This window comes from Pseudomonas sp. NY15356 (genome assembly GCF_048068175.1).
Classification (GTDB): domain Bacteria; phylum Pseudomonadota; class Gammaproteobacteria; order Pseudomonadales; family Pseudomonadaceae; genus Aquipseudomonas; species Aquipseudomonas putida_K.
In genome coordinates, this window is the sequence record NZ_JBLUPW010000018.1 from 80,859 (window position 1) to 98,293 (window position 17,435).

A 17,435-nucleotide genomic window follows, 5' to 3' on the forward strand; every position below is an offset into this window, starting at 1 on the left:
TTGTTTGAATGATCGGGGCTGCTACGTGCCGCGATGGCGCGCGTAGCGGCCCTGATCGCTCATGGCTGGGAAGCGATGGCTTTTTCGATCGCCGCCTGGAACGCCGGGTCGTCAGGCTTGGTCAGGCTTGAGAAATTGGCGATCACCTTGCCCCGGCGATCCACCACGTATTTGTAGAAATTCCATTTCGGCGCACTGCTCTGGCGCGCCAGCTCGCTGAACAGCGGCACCGCATCCTTGCCCCGCACCGCCTGGGCCTTGGTCATGGTGAAGGTGACGCCGTAGTTGGCATAGCAGACCTTGGCGGTCTTCTCGCTGTCGGCATCTTCCTGCTTGAAATCGTTCGACGGCACGCCGAGCATCTCCAGGCCTTGGCCGTGGTATTGCTTGTAGGTTGCCTCCAACCCTTCGAACTGCGGGGCGAAGCCGCAATAGCTCGCGGTGTTCACCACCACCAAGGGCTTGCCGGCGAAGCGCTGGCACAAATCGATCTGTTCCTTGCCGCGCAGCTCGGGCAGGCTGCCCTGCAACAACGCCGGGCAGTCCGCCGCCCAGCTCGAGGTGGCAGCGGCCAGGGCCAACAACGGGAAGGCAAGCCAGCGTACATGCATCGTTCGGTACTCCTGCAAAGTGAAATCCTTGCCTTGCAGGGTAGCGCCTAACAGGCGCCTATGCCCAACTGCATCAACGCCAGCCCGCCCTCGTGCCAGCCCCACCAGGCCAATGCCAGCACCAGCAGCGCCCCCGCCGCCAGCAGCCAGCGCCCCCATGAACGGCTCATGCGGCCTGGGCCTGCAGGCGCGCGACCGGGCGCTCGCGCACCGGCCAGCTGAGGGCCGCAGCCATCAGGCTGAGCAGGATCGAGATCTGCCAGACCAGCTCATAGCTGCCGGTCCGGTCATACACCACGCCCCCCAACCAGCCCCCGAGGAAGGCCCCCAGCTGGTGGAACAGGAAGACGATGCCGCCGAGCATGGACAGGTTGCGGACGCCGAACACCGTGGCCACCGTGCCATTGGTCAGGGGTACCGTGGACAGCCACAGCAGGCCCATGGCGATGCCGAACAGGTAGGCACTGGCCTGGGTCACCGGCGCCCACAGGAACAGCACGATCACTACCGCCCGCAACAGGTACAGCCCTGTTAGCAGGCGCGGCTTGGACATGCGCCCGCCCAGCCAGCCGGCAGTGTAGGTGCCGACGATGTTGAACAGCCCGACCAGCGCCAGCACGGTGGTACCGGTGGTGGCCGGCAAGTGCTGGTCCACCAGGTAGGCTGGCAGGTGCACGCCGATGAACACCACCTGAAAGCCGCAGACGAAGAAACCCAGGGCCAGCAGCCAGAAACCCGGATGCGAACAGGCTTCGTGCAAGGCCTGGCCAAGGCTCTGTTCGGTACCGTGGCTGGGCAACGGGCGGTCTTTCAGCATGCCCACGAATGGCACGATCAGCGCCACCAGCAAGCCCAGCACGAGCAAGGCCGCCGACCAGCCCAGCCACTGAATCAGGCCGAGGGTGCCCGGCAGCATGGCGAACTGGCCGAACGAGCCGGCGGCACTGGCGATCCCCATGGCCAGGCTGCGCTTTTCCGGCGGCACCGCACGCCCCACGACCCCGAGCAGGACTGAGAAGGAGGTGCCGGACAGCCCGATGCCGATCAGCAGCCCGGCACTGAGCGACAGCGACCAGGCCGAATCGGCCATCCCCATCAGAATCAGGCCTGCGGTGTAGAGGATGCCGCCGATAATCACCACCCGTGCCGCCCCCAGGCGGTCTGCCAGGGCTCCGGCGAAGGGCTGGGCCAGGCCCCAGATCAGGTTCTGCAAGGCAATGGCGAAGGCGAATACCTCACGCCCCCAGCCGAACTCGGCGCTCATCGGCGCCAGGAACAGGCCGAAGCCGTGCCGCACCCCCAGGGACAGCGCCAAGATCAGCGCCGCGCCCAACAATACCCACCCGCTGGTTCGCCATACCGAAGTCATTGTGGTTATCTCCAGCACATCGCAAGGTTATGCGGGTATATACCCGCTTTTAATCGAAGGGCTTTACGCCAAACGTTCCAATAGCCGCACCAATACATCCCGCTGCCCTTCCCCCAAGCGCTCCACAAGCTCGCGCTGGGCCTGCTCCCAGGCCGGATGCGCGGCCTGCAGCAAGGCTTTGCCTGCCGCGGTCAGCAACACCAGGCGGTTGCGCTGGTCATCGCCATCGGCCAGGGCCACCCACCCTTCGGCCTCCAGCACCCGCAGGTTTCGCCCCAAGGTGCTGCGATCCAGGCCCATGGCCTCGGCCAGGGTAGTGATGCTTGGCCGGTCGAGCCGCTGCAGATGACGAAGCAGGGAAAACTGCGCGACATTGACGCCGAAACCCACAAGGGCCTCGTCGTAGTGCCGGCTCACCCCACGGGCAGCGCGGCGCAGATGGGTACAGATGCATTCGCTGGTCAACATGGTTACGTGTATATACCCGCACCCAATATGTTGCAAGGCATTTCGCGCGTCCGGTCAGCGAGCCAGGCGTTGGCGGATCGGTTCGAATTCAGCCGTGGCCTGCCGCACCAGCGGGTCCGGCTCGCCCTTGTCGATAGCCTGCCAGTAGCGCCAGGGCACCTTGGCCGACCCCAGCTCGTAGTCCATGCCGTCCCAGTTGTCCTCGCGAAAACTGTAGAAGGCCCAATGCAGCTTGTTCTGGTCCAGGACGGTGAGCACATCCTCCAGGTACTGCTTGCACCCCGCGAGCTGGCGCATGCAGCCGAACTCGCCCACCACCAGGCGCGACCGCGGAATCTTCATGGCATCCACCCAGGCCAGGGGTTGCTGCAGGTACTCGGCCACACGTTCAGCCCCCCAGTGCTCACGCTTGCCGCCGAAAGGCGCAGGCCCCGGATAGGGTATCGGCTGCTTGCGGGCCATGTTCGGCGCACTGGTGGCTTGATAGGGCTCGTACATATGCAGGCTGTAGAGCACCCGGGCATCCTGCAGCGGCGCCGGCCAGTAGCCGAAGGCGTCGGCGGCGGCGTACCAACCGGCATCGAGCATGACCGGGGTGACGGTGTCGACCTCACGGATGGCCGCCACCACCTGACGATAGAACGCAGGCAGGTCGCGCGCACTGCCTTGCGCCTGGGCATACCACTGGCGCATGCGCCCGGGCTCGGCGTGCTCGGCAAGGCCGCCTCGCATTTCCGGAGCGGGCTCATTGATCAGGTTATAGGCCGCCACGGCCGGGTGGCCCTTGAGCGCAAGCGCCAGGTCGCGCCAGAAATCGGCGGCCTGGGCCCAGTAGGCCTTGTCTTGCCAGAGGCGGTCGTCGAATGTGCCCTGGTTGTTCTGCGCCCAGCGCATGCCCGGCAGCGAAAGCGGCGCGATCACGACCTTGAGCCCGGCGGCGTGGGCATTGTCCAGGGTGGCCTTGAGACTTGCCAGGTCGGCAGCGACGAGGCCCTTGTAGGCATCGGCATCGCCCATCAGGAAGTCACGCCGCTCGGGCTTCCATTTGTCGTAGGAAAGCCGAACCCAGGTGGCGCCGTAGCCTTTGAGCGCCTCGAAGTACGCCTGGTCAGGCGGGAGTCGGTTGAAGCTGTTGCCGCCGTGACGTGGCGTGTCCCAGAAATCGATGAGGTCGGCTGCCACGCTGGGCAGGCTGGCCAGCGCGAGGGCGCTGGCGAGTATCCAGTGGCGCATGCGAAGGCTCCCTGGTCGGTTGAGAAGCCCGTGAGCATACGCCTGCCTTGGCTGGGAAACCGTTCAGGTACGTTGCGGGAAGTTGCAGGGTGCCTGCGTTTAAGAAGGCAGTGTCTGAAAGATCGAGCGCCGCCCGCGCGGCGCATCGCGAGCTGCGCTCGCTCCTACGTTTGTTTCGGGCCAATTATTCCTGGGGGATTTTCGCGCGGGCGCCTTGGGGCATGACGCAATATCGTGCCGTACGAACCAGGCGGTCGCGCGCGCCTGTCACAGGCGTTACTGGCCGAAAAAAACGTAGGAGCGAGCGCAGCTCGCGATGCGCCGCGCGGGCGGCGCTCGATCTCACCGGCACCGAAACGGCTACGCCGAACACTTTGACGCCCCAACACTTCACCGGCTGAAAAATGCCAACCCAAGCACCACCGCCAGCTCCACCAACTCCAGCAAGGCCCCCGCCGTATCTCCCGTCGTGCCTCCCAGGCGCCGACACATCAGCCGCCGTCCCCACGCGAAGACCAGCACCGCCAGCAGCAACACCCCGAACACCTGCCACCCGCCGAGCAGCACCGCAGCCAGCGAGGTGCCCGCCAGCACCCAGGCCGCGGCCACTTTCGGCAGGTGATCGGCCAATGCCTGCCCCAGCCCACCCGGGCGCACGTAAGGGGTGCCCATGAACAACCCCAGCAGTGCCGCCCGACCTACCACCGGCGCCAGCACCAGCGACGCACCGGCGCCCTGCTCCACCAGCACCCACAGCGCACAGAACTTCAACAACAGGACCAGCACCAGCGTGACCACGGCGATGGGGCCGCTGCGTGGGTCCTTCATGATTCGCAGGGTACGCTCGCGGTCGCCGAAACCGCCCAGCCAGGCATCGGCACTGTCGGCCAGGCCATCCAGGTGCAAGGCACCGCTGAGCATCACCCACAGCGTCAACAGCAAGGCCGCGTGCAGCGGCGCGGCAGTGCCTTGCAACAGGTGGCTGGCCAGCCATAGCACCACACCGAATAGCAGACCGACCAGAGGGTAACAGAGCAGCGAACGGCCTACCTGCCGGGGCTCCGGCATACCCGGCAGGCGCACGGGCAGGCTGCTGAGAAATTGCAGGGCGATCCACAACGGCGACATGTCAGGCCTCCTCGCGCAGCTGGCCATCGGCAGCCAGGGCAAGGCGCACCAGCGCCCCGTGCCCGACCTCCACCTGCAACAAATGCTCGCGCGGCAAGCCTCGGGCCTGTGCCAGCAGCAGGCGCATCACGCCACCATGGGTGATCAGCAGCACGCGCTTGCCGGCATGCTGGCGACCAAGGTTCTCCATGGTCGCCAACACCCGCTCGGCAAACGCGCCCACCGGCTCGCCGTTGGGCGGTGTGAAGGCATAGGGGTCGGCCCAGAAGCGGCCCAGCGCATCGGCCTGGTCCTGCATGAGCTGCGCGGCGCTGCGCCCTTCCCAGTCGCCGAAATGCAGCTCACGGACACCTGCCTCGCACTGCACCGGCAAGGCCAGCCGGGCACCGAGCTGCTCGGCGAACCGGGCACAGCGGCGCAATGGCGAGCTGACCAGGGCATCCCAAGGGCCGGCCTGGGCCACCGCCGCATGCATCTGTGCCCAGCCGCGCTCGGTCAGGTCATCGTCCAGGCTGCCGCGCAGGCCGCCACCCTGTTCGGTCTCGCCGTGGCGCAGCAGGTCGATGATCATGCCGGGCGATCCGCCACCGCGGCCTCGGCAAAGGTCGCCATCTGCCCGTGCAGGGCGCAGGCCAGGCGCATCAACGGGACCGCCAACGCGGCACCGCTGCCTTCGCCCAGGCGCAGGCCCAGGCCCAGCAGCGGGCTCGCCTCCAGGGCTTCGAGCACCGCCCGGTGGCCCGGCTCCGCGCCTTGGTGGGCGAACAGCAGCCAGGGACGGCATTGCGGGTTCAGACGCACAGCCACCAGGGCAGCGACGCTGCAGATGAAACCATCCACGAGCACGGCCACCCCCTGCTGTGCGCATGCCAGGTAGGCCCCTGCCAGGGCGGCGATCTCGAAGCCGCCGACACAGCCCAACGCCTGCAGCGGGTCGTCGGCACGCAGCCCGTGCAACACCAGGGCACGCTCGATCACCTCGGCCTTGTGACGCACGCCGACCGGGTCCAGGCCGGTGCCCGGGCCACTCAGCTCACGGGCCTGGCAGCCAAGCAGGGTACTGGCCACCGCTGCGGCGGCGGTGGTATTGCCGATGCCCATTTCGCCACCGATGAACAACCGGGCACCTTGCCCGGCTGCCCGCAGGGCGCTGTCACGCCCGGCACCGAGAGCAGCCTGCAACTGTGCGTCGGTCATTGCCGGCTGACGGGCAAAGTTGGCTGTACCGGCGCCCAGGCGCAGGTGATGCACACCTGGCAGCGCCAGGCCGAGATCGATGGTGCCCAGGTCGACCACCTCCAGGCTGGCCCCCAGCTCGCGCGCCAGCACGCTGATCGCCGCGCCCCCGCCGACGAAATTGTGCAGCATCTGCCCCGTCACGGCTTGGGGATAGGCCGAGACCCCCTCCTCCACCACACCATGATCACCCGCGAAGATCGCGATGCAGACCTGTTCGAGGGATGGCCGCTCGCAGCCCTGCAAGCCGGCCAAGTGCACGGCCAGGCCTTCCAGCTGGCCAAGCGAGCCCGCAGGCTTGGTCAACTGTCGCTGGCGGGCACGGGCCTGCTCCATGGCGGCGGTATCGAACGGTTGGCAGGGGGCGCTCCACCAGGGTTGGTTCATAGGGCGGGTCCTTTGAGCATGAGGGGAAGGCCGGCGACCGTCAGCACCACACGCTCGCAGCGCTCGGCCACGGCCTGGTGCAGCCAGCCGGCCAGGTCGACATAGCGGCGGGTCAGCTCGCCCATGGGCACTACGCCCAGGCCGGTTTCGTTGCTGACCAGGATGAGGGTGCCGGGCAGCGTTTGCAGGCAGTCGAGCAGAGCGTCGCGCTCATGGGCCAGGCGCTGGTCGTCTTCGAGCATCAACAGGTTGGTCAGCCACAGGGTCAGGCAATCCACCAGCAGGCAACGCCCGGTATCCGCCTGCGCGCGCAGCACCGAGGCCAGGGCCAGGGGTTCCTCAACCAGCCCCCATTCGCTGGGTCGGCGCTGGCGATGCAACTGCACGCGTTCGCTCATCTCGCCATCGAGCGGCTGGCTGGTGGCGATGTAGGTGACCGGCAGGCCGCTGGCCACGGCCAGCTGTTCGGCCAGGCGGCTCTTGCCGGAGCGGGCACCGCCGAGGATCAGGTTGCGCATCTCAGGCGACTCCACACAGTTCACGCAGGCGCGTGGTGTCCAGGTGGCGTTCCACCAAGTCGGCCAGGCGTTCGATATCCCGCTCGCGCAGGGCTTCGTAGTCGATGGCCTGGGCATCTTCCAACCCGGCCCAGCGCAGCAGCGCGGCGCAGGAATGGCGGCCTTCGAACAGGCCATGCAGGTAGGTGGCGAGGATCTGGCCGTCGGCACTGATTGCGCCATCACAGCGGCCATCGACCAGCCGAACCGCCGGGCGTTCCAAGGCCGGGCCTCGGGTGACGCCGGCGTGGATCTCATAGCCACTGACCGTGGCCTGCTCCAGGCCCAGGGTGCCGCAAACGTTACGCAGCTGCTTCTCGGCCTCCAGCACGGTGACGTAGTCCAGCAGCCCCAGCCCGGGGCTGGAGCCGGCGGCGCCTTCCAGGCCGAGCGGGTCATGCACCTGCTGGCCGAGCATCTGCAGGCCACCGCAGATACCGATCAGCTTGCCGCCGTAGCGCAGGTGACGGGCGATGGCAGCGTCCCAACCACGCTCGCGCAGTTGCGCCAGGTCGCCGCGCACGCTCTTGGAACCCGGCAGGATGATCAGGTCAGCCGGTGGAATCGGCTGCCCGGGGCCGATGAACTGCAGATCGACCTGCGGGTGCAGACGCAACGGGTCGAAATCCGTGTGATTGCTGATGCGCGGCAGCACCGGCACGATCACCTTGAGCAGGCGCCCTTGCTGGGTGGACTGGCGCACATCGATGGCGTCCTCGGCTTCCAGGTGCAGGTCGGTGATGTAGGGCAGCACCCCCAGAACGGGTTTGCCGGTGCGTTGCTCCAGCCAGTCAAGGCCCGGTTGCAGCAAGGCGATATCGCCGCGGAAACGGTTGATGACGAAGCCCTTCACCCTGGCCTGCTCGCTCGGCGACAGCAATTCGAGGGTGCCGACCAGGTGAGCGAAGACCCCGCCGCGGTTGATGTCAGCTACCAGGATCACCGGGCAGTCCACAGCCTCGGCGAAGCCCATGTTGGCGATATCGCCGGCGCGCAGGTTGATCTCCGCCGGCGAGCCCGCGCCCTCGACCATCACGACCGGGTAGACGGCGCTCAGGCGCTGGTGGGAGGCCAGCACGGCCTGCATGGCGATGGCTTTGTAGTCGTGGTAGGCCACCGCATTCATGCAGGTCACTGCACGGCCATGGACGATCACCTGGGCCCCGGTGTCGCTGTTGGGCTTGAGCAGCACCGGGTTCATGTCGGTATGCGGCGCCAGCCGGCAGGCCTGGGCCTGTACCGCCTGGGCGCGGCCGATCTCGCCGCCGTCGGCGGTCACCGCGCTGTTGAGCGCCATGTTCTGCGGCTTGAACGGCACCACGCCGATCCCCTGGCGCAACAGCCAGCGGCACAGGGCGGTGACCAGCGTACTTTTGCCTGCATCGGAGGTGGTGCCTTGCACCATGAGCGTGGTCATGCCGATTCCTTCTGGTAGTCGGCCAGGGCCTGGTGCAGGCGCTGCTCATCCGCAGCGTTGGCAGGCAGGCCCAGGCGCACGGCCGCTGGCTGCTCGAACAGGCGCACCAGGATGCCGCGGCGGGCGAGGAAATCCTGCAGGTGCGCGGCCCGCTCGGTGCGCACGTACTGGAACAGGTCGCAGCCGCCCACGGGCACAAGGCCCGCGTCGGCCAGCAGTGCAGCCAGGCGCTGGCTGGCCTGTGCGCAGCGGGCGATCTGCAGCGCATGGGCCGCGCCATCGCTGAAACAGGCCTGCCCCAGCACCCGGGTGGGCCCGCTGATGGTCCAGGGCCCGAGCAGCTCGGCCAGGCGCTGCAACAGTGCCTGCTCGGCCATCACGAAGCCCAGGCGCACGCCGGCCAGGCCGAAAAACTTGCCGAACGAGCGCAGCACGACCAGCCCGGGGCGCGTGGCACATCCGACCACACTGTGGGCAGGCGTGTTGTCCATGAAGGCTTCGTCGACCACCAGCCATCCGCCACGCCGCGCCAGGCGGGAATGCCAGTCGAGCAGGCGCTCGCGCTCGATGCGCCGCCCCGTGGGGTTGTTGGGGTTGACCAACACCAGCACATCCAGGCTGTCGAGCATCTGCTCGACCTGCCCTTCGTCCAGTTCGACCAATGAATGCCCTGCTCGTCGCCAGGCATGGGGATGCTCGGCGTAGCACGGCCAGAGCACACCGACCCGCCCTGCCGGGCGCAGGCAGGGCAAGGCCTGGATCGCGGCCTGGGAGCCAGCGACCGGTAACAGTTCGGCCGCGCCGTAATAGGCGCGCGCGGCCTGCTCCAGGCCGTCCTCGGACTCCGGCAGGCGCGCCCAGGCGTCCAGCGGAATCGGTGGTATCGCATAGGGCCAGGGCGCGATGCCACTGGACAGATCGAGCCAATCTTCACGGGCGATGCCGTATCGGCGCACTGCGCGCAGCAGGCGACCACCGTGTTCAAGCATTCCAGTAGGCTCCCAGGCACATCAACAACAGCCATAGCCACACGCCCCGCTGGACCAGGCTCCAGCCACGCTCGATGGCGTCGGCATCAGCCATGGGCCCCTCGCCCAGGCGCGGGCGCTCGTGCAGCTCGCCGTGGTACACCGCCGGGCCACCCAGCTCTACGCCCAAGGCGCCGGCACCGGCGGCCATCACCGGGCCTGCGTTGGGGCTGTCCCACAGCGGTGCCTGGTTGCGCCAGCAGGCCAAGGCCAGGCGGGTCTTGCCCAGCAGCGCGTAGGTCAGCGCCACCAATCGGGCAGGCAAATAATTGAGCCCATCGTCGATACGCGCCGCGGCCCAGCCGAAGCGCTCGAACCGTTCGTTACGATAGCCCCACATGGCATCGAGGGTATTGCTCAGGCGATACAGCACCACCCCGGGAGCGCCGGCCACGACGAACCAGAACAAGGCGGCGAACACCGCGTCGCTGCCGTTTTCCAGCACTGATTCGGTGGCCGCGCGAGCCACGGCGGGCTCGTCCAGCTCGCGGGTTTCGCGGCTGACCAGGTAACCCACGCGCCGGCGTGCCTCGCCCAGGTCACCACGGCGCAAGGCCTCGGCTACAGGCAGCACATGCTCGCCCAGGCTGCGCAGGCCCAGGGCACAATACAGCGCCAGTACATCCACCAGCCAGCCGATACCCGGCAGCCAGGAGAGGATCAGCACCAGCAACGTCAGCGGCACCACGGCCAGGAACCAGGCGCTGACGCCATGGCTGCGCCAGCCCCGCCCGCCCGCATTGAGGCGCTGTTCCAGGCGCGAAGCGAAGTTGCCGAAGGCCACCAACGGGTGACGCCGCCTCGGTTCGCCCAGCAAGGCATCCAGGGCCACGCCGGCCACGGTCAGCAAGGCCACGCTCATCGGCGTTCTCCCCATTGGTTCTCGTAGAGCATTTCGCTCAAGGGCCGCTCCTGCGCCCATTGCTCCAGCACCAGCATCGGTGCCGGGTAGAACTCCACCACCGGGCCCAGGCATAGCACCGCTACCGCCTTGGCCCCGGCCGGCATACCCAGCAGCTCGCCCAGGGCCTGGGGGTCGAACAACGACACCCAGCCCATGCCCAGGCCTTCCGCGCGGGCCGCCAGCCACAGGTTCTGGATGGCACAGGCCAGAGACGCCAGGTCCATTTCCGGCAAGGTCCGCCGGCCGAAGACGTGGGCTTCGCGGTGGTCCATCAGCGCCGCCACCAGCACTTCGGCACAGTCCTGGATGCCTTCGACCTTGAGCTTCATGAATTCATCGGAGCGCTGCCCCAGGGCCTGAGCGGTACGCTCACGCTCCTGCTCCACCAGCGCCTGGATACGCGCACGCAGCGCGCGTTCGCTGATACGAATGAAGCGCCACGGCTGCATCAGGCCAACGCTGGGGGCCTGGTGGGCCGCGGCCAGCAGGCGGGCGAGCAGTTCCGGCGCCACCTCGCCGCCGGCGAAATGGCGCATGTCGCGGCGCTCGCTGATGGCGCGATAGACCGCAGCGCGCTCGACATCGGAGAAGGCATGCTCGCTCATGGTCGCAGCAGCGCCGCCGCCGCGTCGGGGTTGGAGGGGAAATAGAAGTGCACGTAGGACGCCGTCAGGCGGCCGATGCGATACACCGCCTCGTTGCCACGCCCGCCGTTGGGGCTTTGCCCACGCGCGATCGGCTCGAGCGCGGTGGTGGTCAGGGAATGATGGTAGGTATGGCCACGCAAGGTGCCTTCGGGCAGCTCCACCGCTTGCAGGGCCAGGGCTGCCAGGCGCTTTTGCATCACCGCCTCGCCCGGCAGCAGGCCGAGCAGCTCAGCCCGCTCGCCGGCCACGTCGGTCAGGGCGTCGAGCAGGTAGAGCATGCCGCCGCATTCGGCCAACAAAGATTTGCCCTGGGCGTGGTGGGCGCGGATCGCCTCCAGCATCGGTGCGTTGCCGGCCAGGGTGCGGTGGTGCAGCTCCGGGTAGCCGCCGGGCAGGTAGAGGCTGTCGACCGGCGGCAGCTCAAGGTCATGTACCGGTGAGAAGAACAGCAGTTGCGCCCCCAATCGGCGCAGCAGGTCGAGGTTGGCCCCATAGGTGAAGGCGAAGGCTTCGTCCCGGGCGACGCCAATACGCACGCCGGCCAAGGTCGCGGCGCTGGCCGCAGGCACAGGCGCGTCGAACGCCACCGGTGGCGGCAAGGCGGCGTCACAACTGGCACCCAGGGCATCGGCGGCAGCATCCAGGCGCATGTCCAGGTCGTTGAGTTCGCTGGCCTGGACCAGCCCCAGGTGGCGGCTGGGCAGCTCGATGCCGCGCTCGCGGGATAAACCGCCGTACCAACGCAGGCCCTCGGTCAGGCTGCCTTCGAGCAATTGTGCGTGGCGCAGGCTGCCGACCCGGTTGGCCAGCACCCCGGCAAAGGGCAGGTCGGGCTGGTAGCGCGCCAGGCCCAGGGCCAGGGCGCCGAAGGTCTGGGCCATGGCGGTGCCATCGATCACCGCCAGCACCGGCACGCCGAAATGACGTGCCAGGTCAGCGCTCGACGGGGTGCCATCGAACAACCCCATGACCCCTTCGATCAGGATCAGGTCGGCCTCACCCGCCGCCTCCCAGAGCAGGCGCCGGCTTTCCTCGGCGCCGATCATCCACAGGTCGAGCTGGTACACAGGTGCGCCGCTGGCGCGTTCGAGGATCATCGGGTCGAGAAAGTCCGGCCCGCACTTGAAGACCCGGACCTTGCGGCCCAGGTTGCGGTGCAGGCGCGCCAGGGCGGCGGTGACCGTGGTCTTGCCTTGGCCGGACGCCGGTGCCGCGATCAGCACCGCCGGGCAGTGCCGGACCTGGTTCATAGCTCCACGCCCTTCTGGGCGCGGATTCCGGCCTGGAAGGCATGCTTGACCACACCCATCTCGGTGACGGTGTCGGCCAGCTCGATCATCTCCGGCTTGGCGGCACGGCCGGTGACGATCACATGCTGCATCGGCGGGCGCGCCTGGATGTCGGCCAGTACCTGGTCGAGGTCAAGATAACCGTGCTTGAGGGCGATGTTCAGTTCATCGAGCACCACGAACTGCACCGAAGGGTCCTGCAACATCTGGCGCGAAACCGCCCAGGCGGCTTCGGCGGCGGCGATGTCGCGCTGGCGATCCTGGGTTTCCCAGGTAAAGCCCTCGCCCATCACGTGGTAGCGCACCTGTTCGGGGAAGCGGCGGAAGAACAGCTCTTCGCCGGTGCTGTTGCGGCCCTTGATGAACTGCACCACGCCACACTGCATGCCGTGGCCCAGGGCACGGGCGAGCATGCCGAAGGCCGAGCTGCTCTTGCCCTTGCCGTTGCCGGTGAGCACCAGCAGCAGGCCACATTCGTTGGGGGCATTGGCGATACGTTCGTCGATGATCGCCTTCTTGCGCTGCATGCGCGCCAGGTGACGTTCGTCGCGCTCGGTGGAATCGCTCATCAGGGTTCTCCGCAGGCTGTCGCCGCGCATGGGGCGACGACAGGTCGATAGGCAGGCAGCCGGAGAACGCGCAGGAGCCGTGGCAGACGCGCCACGGTGCACCGCGCATCACCCTCCGTGATGCCGTTGGCAGTGACAGGCCGGTCTCCGGGCTCGTGAGCGGGGCCTTGGACCCCTGTACCGCGCGCCTTCCCGGGGCATGTCCCCAGTGGCCCTGCGCGGCTTTTGACTCACCTACCGTTGCGGGGGCAGCGCCGGAATCGCGCCTTTGCTGGCGCCCACCGGCTTCCCAGTTTCACCCTGCCCAGCGTTGGCTGGCAGGGCACCTGAAACACGTCGCGAAGGTTAGAGGGTTGGATCGGGAGCGTCAAATGAAGCGAGGCTCCCGACACTTTACTCAAGGCGCAAAGAACCGATCTACCAGATGAGGCGCCCCCAGACGCTCTACATAGGCACCTCTGTCGAACGGCTCACCGCTGCGCAGATCGTACACCGGACCGCTTCGAGGCTTGCCTACCTGTTTGATCCTGACATTGACGAAGCGGAAGTCCACGCCGGTGATTTCACTGATTTCATCGATCTGGAAATACGCTCCCGGCAGGAAAAGGGTCTCGGCTTCATCATAATGCGACGAGAACGGCGCGATCGGCCTGCCGCTGTGGTAGCGTCCGGCCGGTAGCTCGAACACCACGGAGGTATCATCGAAGACACCCTCCAGGCCTTGAGGCGAAACCTTGTTCGTATCGGCTGAGAATTTACGGATGATGTAGGGATTTTCGGTGAAAGACGTCAGGTCGGTATTGACCAGGATGTCACCTTTGTTGAAACGCCCGCTGCGAAAGTGAATGCCGCTGGTACCGCGCTCACCGCATCCCCCCCGATACAGGGGGACTTCGGCATCGGCCGGCAATCTTTCCAGGGCGTCGGCGAGCTTGTCCAGATAGCTGACTTCATCCGCATAGTTGAAATTCCGTACCCCCTGGCGCAGATAGTCATTGATACCGTCATCCATGGTGTAGAGATCGATCAGGTGATTCCTGAAACGTCCATCGTGCTTGTAGGTATAGGTGCATGCGCCATGCTCGTCGACATAGTCGAACCCCTCCTCATCGACCAATGGTTCGGCGTCGCTTGCAAGTTCAGGGATGTCGCTCTGCTCGAGCAGGCTGGTCTGACGTGCCAGCGCGGCATCGGACAAGACCTCGCTGCGCTGCTCATCGGTGAGCATGTATTCATCCCAAAAGGCGGAGGGTTGTGGGGCGAGCCCATCTCCCGGTGCCCCACCTGCCAGACGCGGCGGGCCCAGCAGTTCCCATTCGCCTACATCGTTCAGCCGCACGGGGCGTATCGGCCCGAAGGCGAATGGGTTGTCAGGCGGCACGATAAGCCAGGTTTTCAGTTCAGTGCTGTAGCGCACGCGATAGGGCCGACCCTGCAGATCGATCCAGCATTCACCTTTGCTATCCAGGCGGATACCGCGTAACGCCTGGCGGCCTTGCTGCAGGCCATCCAGGATTTCTTTCGCTTCCCGGGCCTCGAGCAAGCCTTGGGGATGGGCAACCGGCTGCCAGTCGGCCAGCGATGCCTGCGTTTCATGGAATGGTGCGCGGTAGTTCAAGGTGGCATGGCTGGCACCGAAGCCGAGTTCGATCATGTTCAACGCGGCGAAGATCGAATCGATGATCGCCCCGCGCAGCGCATCCTGCCGGGCCTGGCGGCTGCGCGCATGGGCAGCCGCATCCACCTCCAACCAGACCTTGGTCACCGATGCCGCCAGCAGTGCCAGGCTGATGCCGGTCGACAACGGCACCAGCAAGGCGCCAACCTTGATAAAGGCTGCGAGATAACCGGTGAGCATGGCCTTGCGTAATCGCTGGTTGTCGACCATCAGCTTGGCGTTGTGGCACATGTCGCTCCTGGCATCCTCCACCAGCTGACTGAACAGGTTGCCGCTGCCCGGCGTGCTGTATCGCTGGAGCAACTTCAGGGCTGCGGCATCGCTGGAGCTATCGGCGAGCTGTCGCAGGGCGTCCTCGGCCGCGTCATGGCCGTCGCCCAAATGCTCATCGGCAACCACCGCTGCCCTGAGTCGCTGCATGCCCTCGGTAGTGGTGGCCCAACCACGCAACCAGTGCGCCATGGCCTGCTCCGAGGCAAACGCTCGCAAGGCCTGATCGTCGTAAGGCATGTACAGCCATACGCGCCCGCTGGTCGGGCGCAGGATGTACAGGCAGGCCCTCCCTACACTCGGGCGATAGACATTGATGTGCATCTCCCCTTCCCCTGCCGCCTTGCGCAGCAGCTCGAGCGTCGGGGCTCGCTCGGCAGATGCAAGAACGCTCGAAACGAGTGCACGAACCTGCCTGGCATCCTGTGCCGTGAGTCTTCCGGCCCGCTCGGCCTCCTTGCATTGGGCCAACAGGGTGACCTTGGCCAATACCCGGAAATCGTCGGTGCGCACTTTCCAGAACGTCTCTACTTCGTCACGCACGACCTGGGCGAAGTCCAGATTCCAAAAGTCCTTCTGGACATCCCGTGCCAGCATGGGCACCTCGTTGCGCTCGTCGAACCGCTGCGCATGCGGTCCCTGGGAGTAGAAACCGCCGTACAAGTCCAGCTCGTCCGTGGCGTCCTGAAAGCCGACATCGAAGCGCTCGATCATCAGTTCAGTGAAACGCCTGGTCTTGATAGGGCGTTGGTAGTGCGCCCAGCCCGTGTAGCTCCGGCTGCTTGAGGCTGCATCGGTGAATTGGTGCCACCAGACTTGGTCCGGGTTCCATACCTTGCCGGTATGGCGCCGCAGGATCTTGTCGGCGTGGCGCCGGGCGAGTCGACAGGGGTCGGGAAAGTGGTCCAGGAAATCGTCAGCCAGCTGTGCCAGCGCACGTCCGGTGCCGAGCACTTCGAGGTTGTGCAGTAACGCCTGTTGGATGTCATGCATGGGGTAAGGTCCGTGGTGGTCTGGAGCCCACCAGGGTTGTCAATGCCCCGTTCAGCCGGTGGTAGATAGGTCTCGGCATGCTGCGAATGAACCTACTCGGACGCATCCGACTCTCAATTTTCACAAGCTCCGTTGAGGATTCCGAGCATGGACAGGATGCGAACTTCGATACTGCTGGCCCTGTTCTTCAGCCTGGGCGCCTGCGGCGAGTCCGCTCGCCTGGATATCAGCGCCGGCAGTGGCCCTTCACCACAATTGCCGGAGCCACGAAAGACGCTGCTCCCTACCGTGAACATCGCGCCCGCCATCGGCTGGCCAGAGGGTGCCAAACCCAAAACGGCTACCGGTACGCAGGTGGTCGCCTTCGCCAGAAACCTGGACCACCCGCGCTGGCTCTATGTGCTGCCCAACGGCGATGTACTGGTGGCAGAGACCAACGCCCCGCCCAAGCCCGAGGATGGCAAGGGGATTCGCGGCTGGGTGATGCGCAAGGTCATGGAGCGCGCTGGCGCTGGTGTGCCCAGCGCCAATCGCATCACTCTGCTGCGCGATGCCGATCATGATGGCGTTGCGGAGATCCGTACGACCTTCATCGAAGGGCTCAACTCACCGTTCGGTATGGCGTTGGTGGGCAAGGACCTGTATGTCGCCGATACCGACCGGCTGCTGCGCTTTCACTATGAGCCGGGCGCCATGCAACTGCGCCAGGAAGGCCGCAAGGTGGTGGACCTGCCTGGCGGCCCGTTGAATCACCATTGGACCAAGAACGTGATCGCCAGCCGCGACGGCAAGAAGCTGTATGTCACGGTCGGCTCCAACAGCAACGTGGGCGAGAACGGGCTGGACAAGGAACAGGGTCGGGCAGCGATCTGGGAGGTTGACCCGGCCAATGGCGAGCATCGGATCTTCGCCTCAGGCCTGCGCAACCCCAACGGGTTGGCCTGGGAGCCGCGCACAGGGGTGTTGTGGACAGCCGTCAACGAGCGTGACGAGATCGGTAGCGACCTGGTGCCGGACTACATCACCTCGGTGAAGGATGGCGGGTTCTATGGCTGGCCGTACAGCTACTACGGCCAACATGTGGACTTGCGGGTCGAGCCGCAGGACCCGGCGAAAGTCGCGCAGGCGATCGTGCCGGATTATGCGGTGGGGCCACACACGGCGTCGCTTGGGCTTGAGTTCGCCCAGCCGGGGGTGTTACCGGCGCCGTTCGAACAGGGGGCGTTCGTAGGGCAGCATGGCTCTTGGAATCGCAAGCCGCACAGTGGGTACAAGGTGATTTTCGTGCCGTTCAGTGATGAGGGGAGGCCTGCCGGAAAGCCGGTGGATGTGTTGACGGGGTTCGTCGACAGCAAGGGCAAGGCGATGGGGCGGCCTGTGGGCGTGATCAATGATGGGCGTGGCGGGGTTTTGGTGGCGGATGATGTGGGGGATGTGGTTTGGCGGGTCAGTCGAGGGTCTTGAGGGCTTGGGCTTGGGCTTTTAGACCGTGTGGGGATTCGTTTTTGGTGGGGACGCCACTGGCGCTTTTCGCCTTCACGGGAGGGTGTCAGAAATTTTGTGTTCGGGCATAACATGAGTAAGAGGTGCATGTATGCCAACCAAAAAGAAACCCCTGCGTGACCTGCCTAAAATCCCCAAAGAGCTGCTG

17 protein-coding genes and 1 riboswitch are annotated in these 17,435 nt (G+C 66.3%); of the genes, 1 reads left to right on the forward strand and 16 read right to left on the reverse strand.

What is annotated here, in order from left to right:
• Window positions 1-59: 59 nt before the first annotated feature.
• From ACNFCI_RS15645 to ACNFCI_RS15720, 16 genes are all read right to left on the reverse strand, one after another.
• A complete protein-coding gene (locus ACNFCI_RS15645; protein ID WP_224458244.1) occupies window positions 60-611 on the reverse strand; it encodes a glutathione peroxidase in 552 nt (183 codons plus the stop codon).
• A gap of 47 nt (window positions 612-658) precedes the next feature.
• Window positions 659-781: a hypothetical protein gene (locus ACNFCI_RS15650; protein ID WP_263498522.1), complete on the reverse strand. Its 123-nt coding sequence runs from the start codon at window positions 779-781 to the stop codon at window positions 659-661.
• Window positions 778-1,980 (reverse strand): MFS transporter, encoded by a 1,203-nt coding sequence (locus ACNFCI_RS15655; protein ID WP_324814987.1) that lies wholly within the window; start codon window positions 1,978-1,980, stop codon window positions 778-780. The genes ACNFCI_RS15650 and ACNFCI_RS15655 overlap by 4 nt, the downstream gene beginning before the upstream one ends.
• Before the next feature lie 63 nt (window positions 1,981-2,043).
• Window positions 2,044-2,448, reverse strand: coding sequence for a MarR family winged helix-turn-helix transcriptional regulator (locus tag ACNFCI_RS15660; protein ID WP_084858640.1), 405 nt, complete (start codon window positions 2,446-2,448; stop codon window positions 2,044-2,046).
• Between the two features lie 54 nt (window positions 2,449-2,502).
• The gene (locus tag ACNFCI_RS15665) at window positions 2,503-3,681 is read right to left on the reverse strand and encodes a glycoside hydrolase family 5 protein (protein ID WP_084858639.1); all 1,179 of its coding nucleotides are present in this window, start codon (window positions 3,679-3,681) and stop codon (window positions 2,503-2,505) included.
• Between the two features lie 390 nt (window positions 3,682-4,071).
• On the reverse strand, window positions 4,072-4,809 hold the full coding sequence (locus ACNFCI_RS15670; protein ID WP_368829875.1) for an adenosylcobinamide-GDP ribazoletransferase: 738 nt from the start codon (window positions 4,807-4,809) through the stop codon (window positions 4,072-4,074).
• Window position 4,810: 1 nt separating this feature from the next.
• Window positions 4,811-5,380: an alpha-ribazole phosphatase family protein gene (gene cobC / locus ACNFCI_RS15675; protein WP_368829876.1), complete on the reverse strand. Its 570-nt coding sequence runs from the start codon at window positions 5,378-5,380 to the stop codon at window positions 4,811-4,813.
• Complete coding sequence (gene cobT, locus ACNFCI_RS15680) at window positions 5,377-6,432, reverse strand: nicotinate-nucleotide--dimethylbenzimidazole phosphoribosyltransferase (protein ID WP_324814977.1); 1,056 nt, start codon at window positions 6,430-6,432, stop codon at window positions 5,377-5,379. Before cobT ends, cobC begins: the two co-directional genes overlap by 4 nt.
• A complete protein-coding gene (gene cobU, locus ACNFCI_RS15685) occupies window positions 6,429-6,950 on the reverse strand; it encodes a bifunctional adenosylcobinamide kinase/adenosylcobinamide-phosphate guanylyltransferase (RefSeq protein WP_368829877.1) in 522 nt (173 codons plus the stop codon). Before cobU ends, cobT begins: the two co-directional genes overlap by 4 nt.
• 1 nt (window position 6,951) lies before the next feature.
• Window positions 6,952-8,406, reverse strand: coding sequence for a cobyric acid synthase (locus tag ACNFCI_RS15690; RefSeq protein WP_368829878.1), 1,455 nt, complete (start codon window positions 8,404-8,406; stop codon window positions 6,952-6,954).
• Window positions 8,403-9,395: a threonine-phosphate decarboxylase CobD gene (gene cobD / locus ACNFCI_RS15695; RefSeq protein WP_084858800.1), complete on the reverse strand. Its 993-nt coding sequence runs from the start codon at window positions 9,393-9,395 to the stop codon at window positions 8,403-8,405. The genes ACNFCI_RS15690 and cobD overlap by 4 nt, the downstream gene beginning before the upstream one ends.
• Window positions 9,388-10,296: an adenosylcobinamide-phosphate synthase CbiB gene (cbiB, locus tag ACNFCI_RS15700; RefSeq protein ID WP_084858799.1), complete on the reverse strand. Its 909-nt coding sequence runs from the start codon at window positions 10,294-10,296 to the stop codon at window positions 9,388-9,390. Before cbiB ends, cobD begins: the two co-directional genes overlap by 8 nt.
• On the reverse strand, window positions 10,293-10,943 hold the full coding sequence (gene bluB, locus ACNFCI_RS15705; protein ID WP_368829879.1) for a 5,6-dimethylbenzimidazole synthase: 651 nt from the start codon (window positions 10,941-10,943) through the stop codon (window positions 10,293-10,295). The genes cbiB and bluB overlap by 4 nt, the downstream gene beginning before the upstream one ends.
• Window positions 10,940-12,235 (reverse strand): cobyrinate a,c-diamide synthase, encoded by a 1,296-nt coding sequence (locus ACNFCI_RS15710; RefSeq protein ID WP_368829880.1) that lies wholly within the window; start codon window positions 12,233-12,235, stop codon window positions 10,940-10,942. Before ACNFCI_RS15710 ends, bluB begins: the two co-directional genes overlap by 4 nt.
• On the reverse strand, window positions 12,232-12,843 hold the full coding sequence (gene cobO / locus ACNFCI_RS15715) for a cob(I)yrinic acid a,c-diamide adenosyltransferase (protein ID WP_084858796.1): 612 nt from the start codon (window positions 12,841-12,843) through the stop codon (window positions 12,232-12,234). The genes ACNFCI_RS15710 and cobO overlap by 4 nt, the downstream gene beginning before the upstream one ends.
• A 120-nt stretch (window positions 12,844-12,963) precedes the next feature.
• Window positions 12,964-13,188: riboswitch (cobalamin riboswitch) on the reverse strand.
• Between the two features lie 52 nt (window positions 13,189-13,240).
• Window positions 13,241-15,784, reverse strand: coding sequence for a dermonecrotic toxin domain-containing protein (locus tag ACNFCI_RS15720; RefSeq protein ID WP_368829881.1), 2,544 nt, complete (start codon window positions 15,782-15,784; stop codon window positions 13,241-13,243).
• Between the two features lie 156 nt (window positions 15,785-15,940).
• Between ACNFCI_RS15720 and ACNFCI_RS15725 the strand changes: the two genes are divergently transcribed.
• The gene (locus tag ACNFCI_RS15725; protein WP_416768048.1) at window positions 15,941-17,248 is read left to right on the forward strand and encodes a PQQ-dependent sugar dehydrogenase; all 1,308 of its coding nucleotides are present in this window, start codon (window positions 15,941-15,943) and stop codon (window positions 17,246-17,248) included.
• Window positions 17,249-17,435: the final 187 nt, after the last annotated feature.

Bases quoted from the DNA above. Each gene is read 5' to 3' on its own strand.
- ACNFCI_RS15645 (WP_224458244.1), bottom strand. From the start codon at position 611: ATGCATGTACGCTGGCTTGCCTTCCCGTTGTTGGCCCTGGCCGCTGCC.
- ACNFCI_RS15650 (WP_263498522.1), bottom strand. From the start codon at position 781: ATGAGCCGTTCATGGGGGCGCTGGCTGCTGGCGGCGGGGGCGCTGCTG.
- ACNFCI_RS15655 (WP_324814987.1), bottom strand. From the start codon at position 1,980: ATGACTTCGGTATGGCGAACCAGCGGGTGGGTATTGTTGGGCGCGGCG.
- ACNFCI_RS15660 (WP_084858640.1), bottom strand. From the start codon at position 2,448: ATGTTGACCAGCGAATGCATCTGTACCCATCTGCGCCGCGCTGCCCGT.
- ACNFCI_RS15665 (WP_084858639.1), bottom strand. From the start codon at position 3,681: ATGCGCCACTGGATACTCGCCAGCGCCCTCGCGCTGGCCAGCCTGCCC.
- ACNFCI_RS15670 (WP_368829875.1), bottom strand. From the start codon at position 4,809: ATGTCGCCGTTGTGGATCGCCCTGCAATTTCTCAGCAGCCTGCCCGTG.
- cobC (WP_368829876.1), bottom strand. From the start codon at position 5,380: ATGATCATCGACCTGCTGCGCCACGGCGAGACCGAACAGGGTGGCGGC.
- cobT (WP_324814977.1), bottom strand. From the start codon at position 6,432: ATGAACCAACCCTGGTGGAGCGCCCCCTGCCAACCGTTCGATACCGCC.
- cobU (WP_368829877.1), bottom strand. From the start codon at position 6,950: ATGCGCAACCTGATCCTCGGCGGTGCCCGCTCCGGCAAGAGCCGCCTG.
- ACNFCI_RS15690 (WP_368829878.1), bottom strand. From the start codon at position 8,406: ATGACCACGCTCATGGTGCAAGGCACCACCTCCGATGCAGGCAAAAGT.
- cobD (WP_084858800.1), bottom strand. From the start codon at position 9,395: ATGCTTGAACACGGTGGTCGCCTGCTGCGCGCAGTGCGCCGATACGGC.
- cbiB (WP_084858799.1), bottom strand. From the start codon at position 10,296: ATGAGCGTGGCCTTGCTGACCGTGGCCGGCGTGGCCCTGGATGCCTTG.
- bluB (WP_368829879.1), bottom strand. From the start codon at position 10,943: ATGAGCGAGCATGCCTTCTCCGATGTCGAGCGCGCTGCGGTCTATCGC.
- ACNFCI_RS15710 (WP_368829880.1), bottom strand. From the start codon at position 12,235: ATGAACCAGGTCCGGCACTGCCCGGCGGTGCTGATCGCGGCACCGGCG.
- cobO (WP_084858796.1), bottom strand. From the start codon at position 12,843: ATGAGCGATTCCACCGAGCGCGACGAACGTCACCTGGCGCGCATGCAG.
- ACNFCI_RS15720 (WP_368829881.1), bottom strand. From the start codon at position 15,784: ATGCATGACATCCAACAGGCGTTACTGCACAACCTCGAAGTGCTCGGC.
- ACNFCI_RS15725 (WP_416768048.1), top strand. From the start codon at position 15,941: ATGCGAACTTCGATACTGCTGGCCCTGTTCTTCAGCCTGGGCGCCTGC.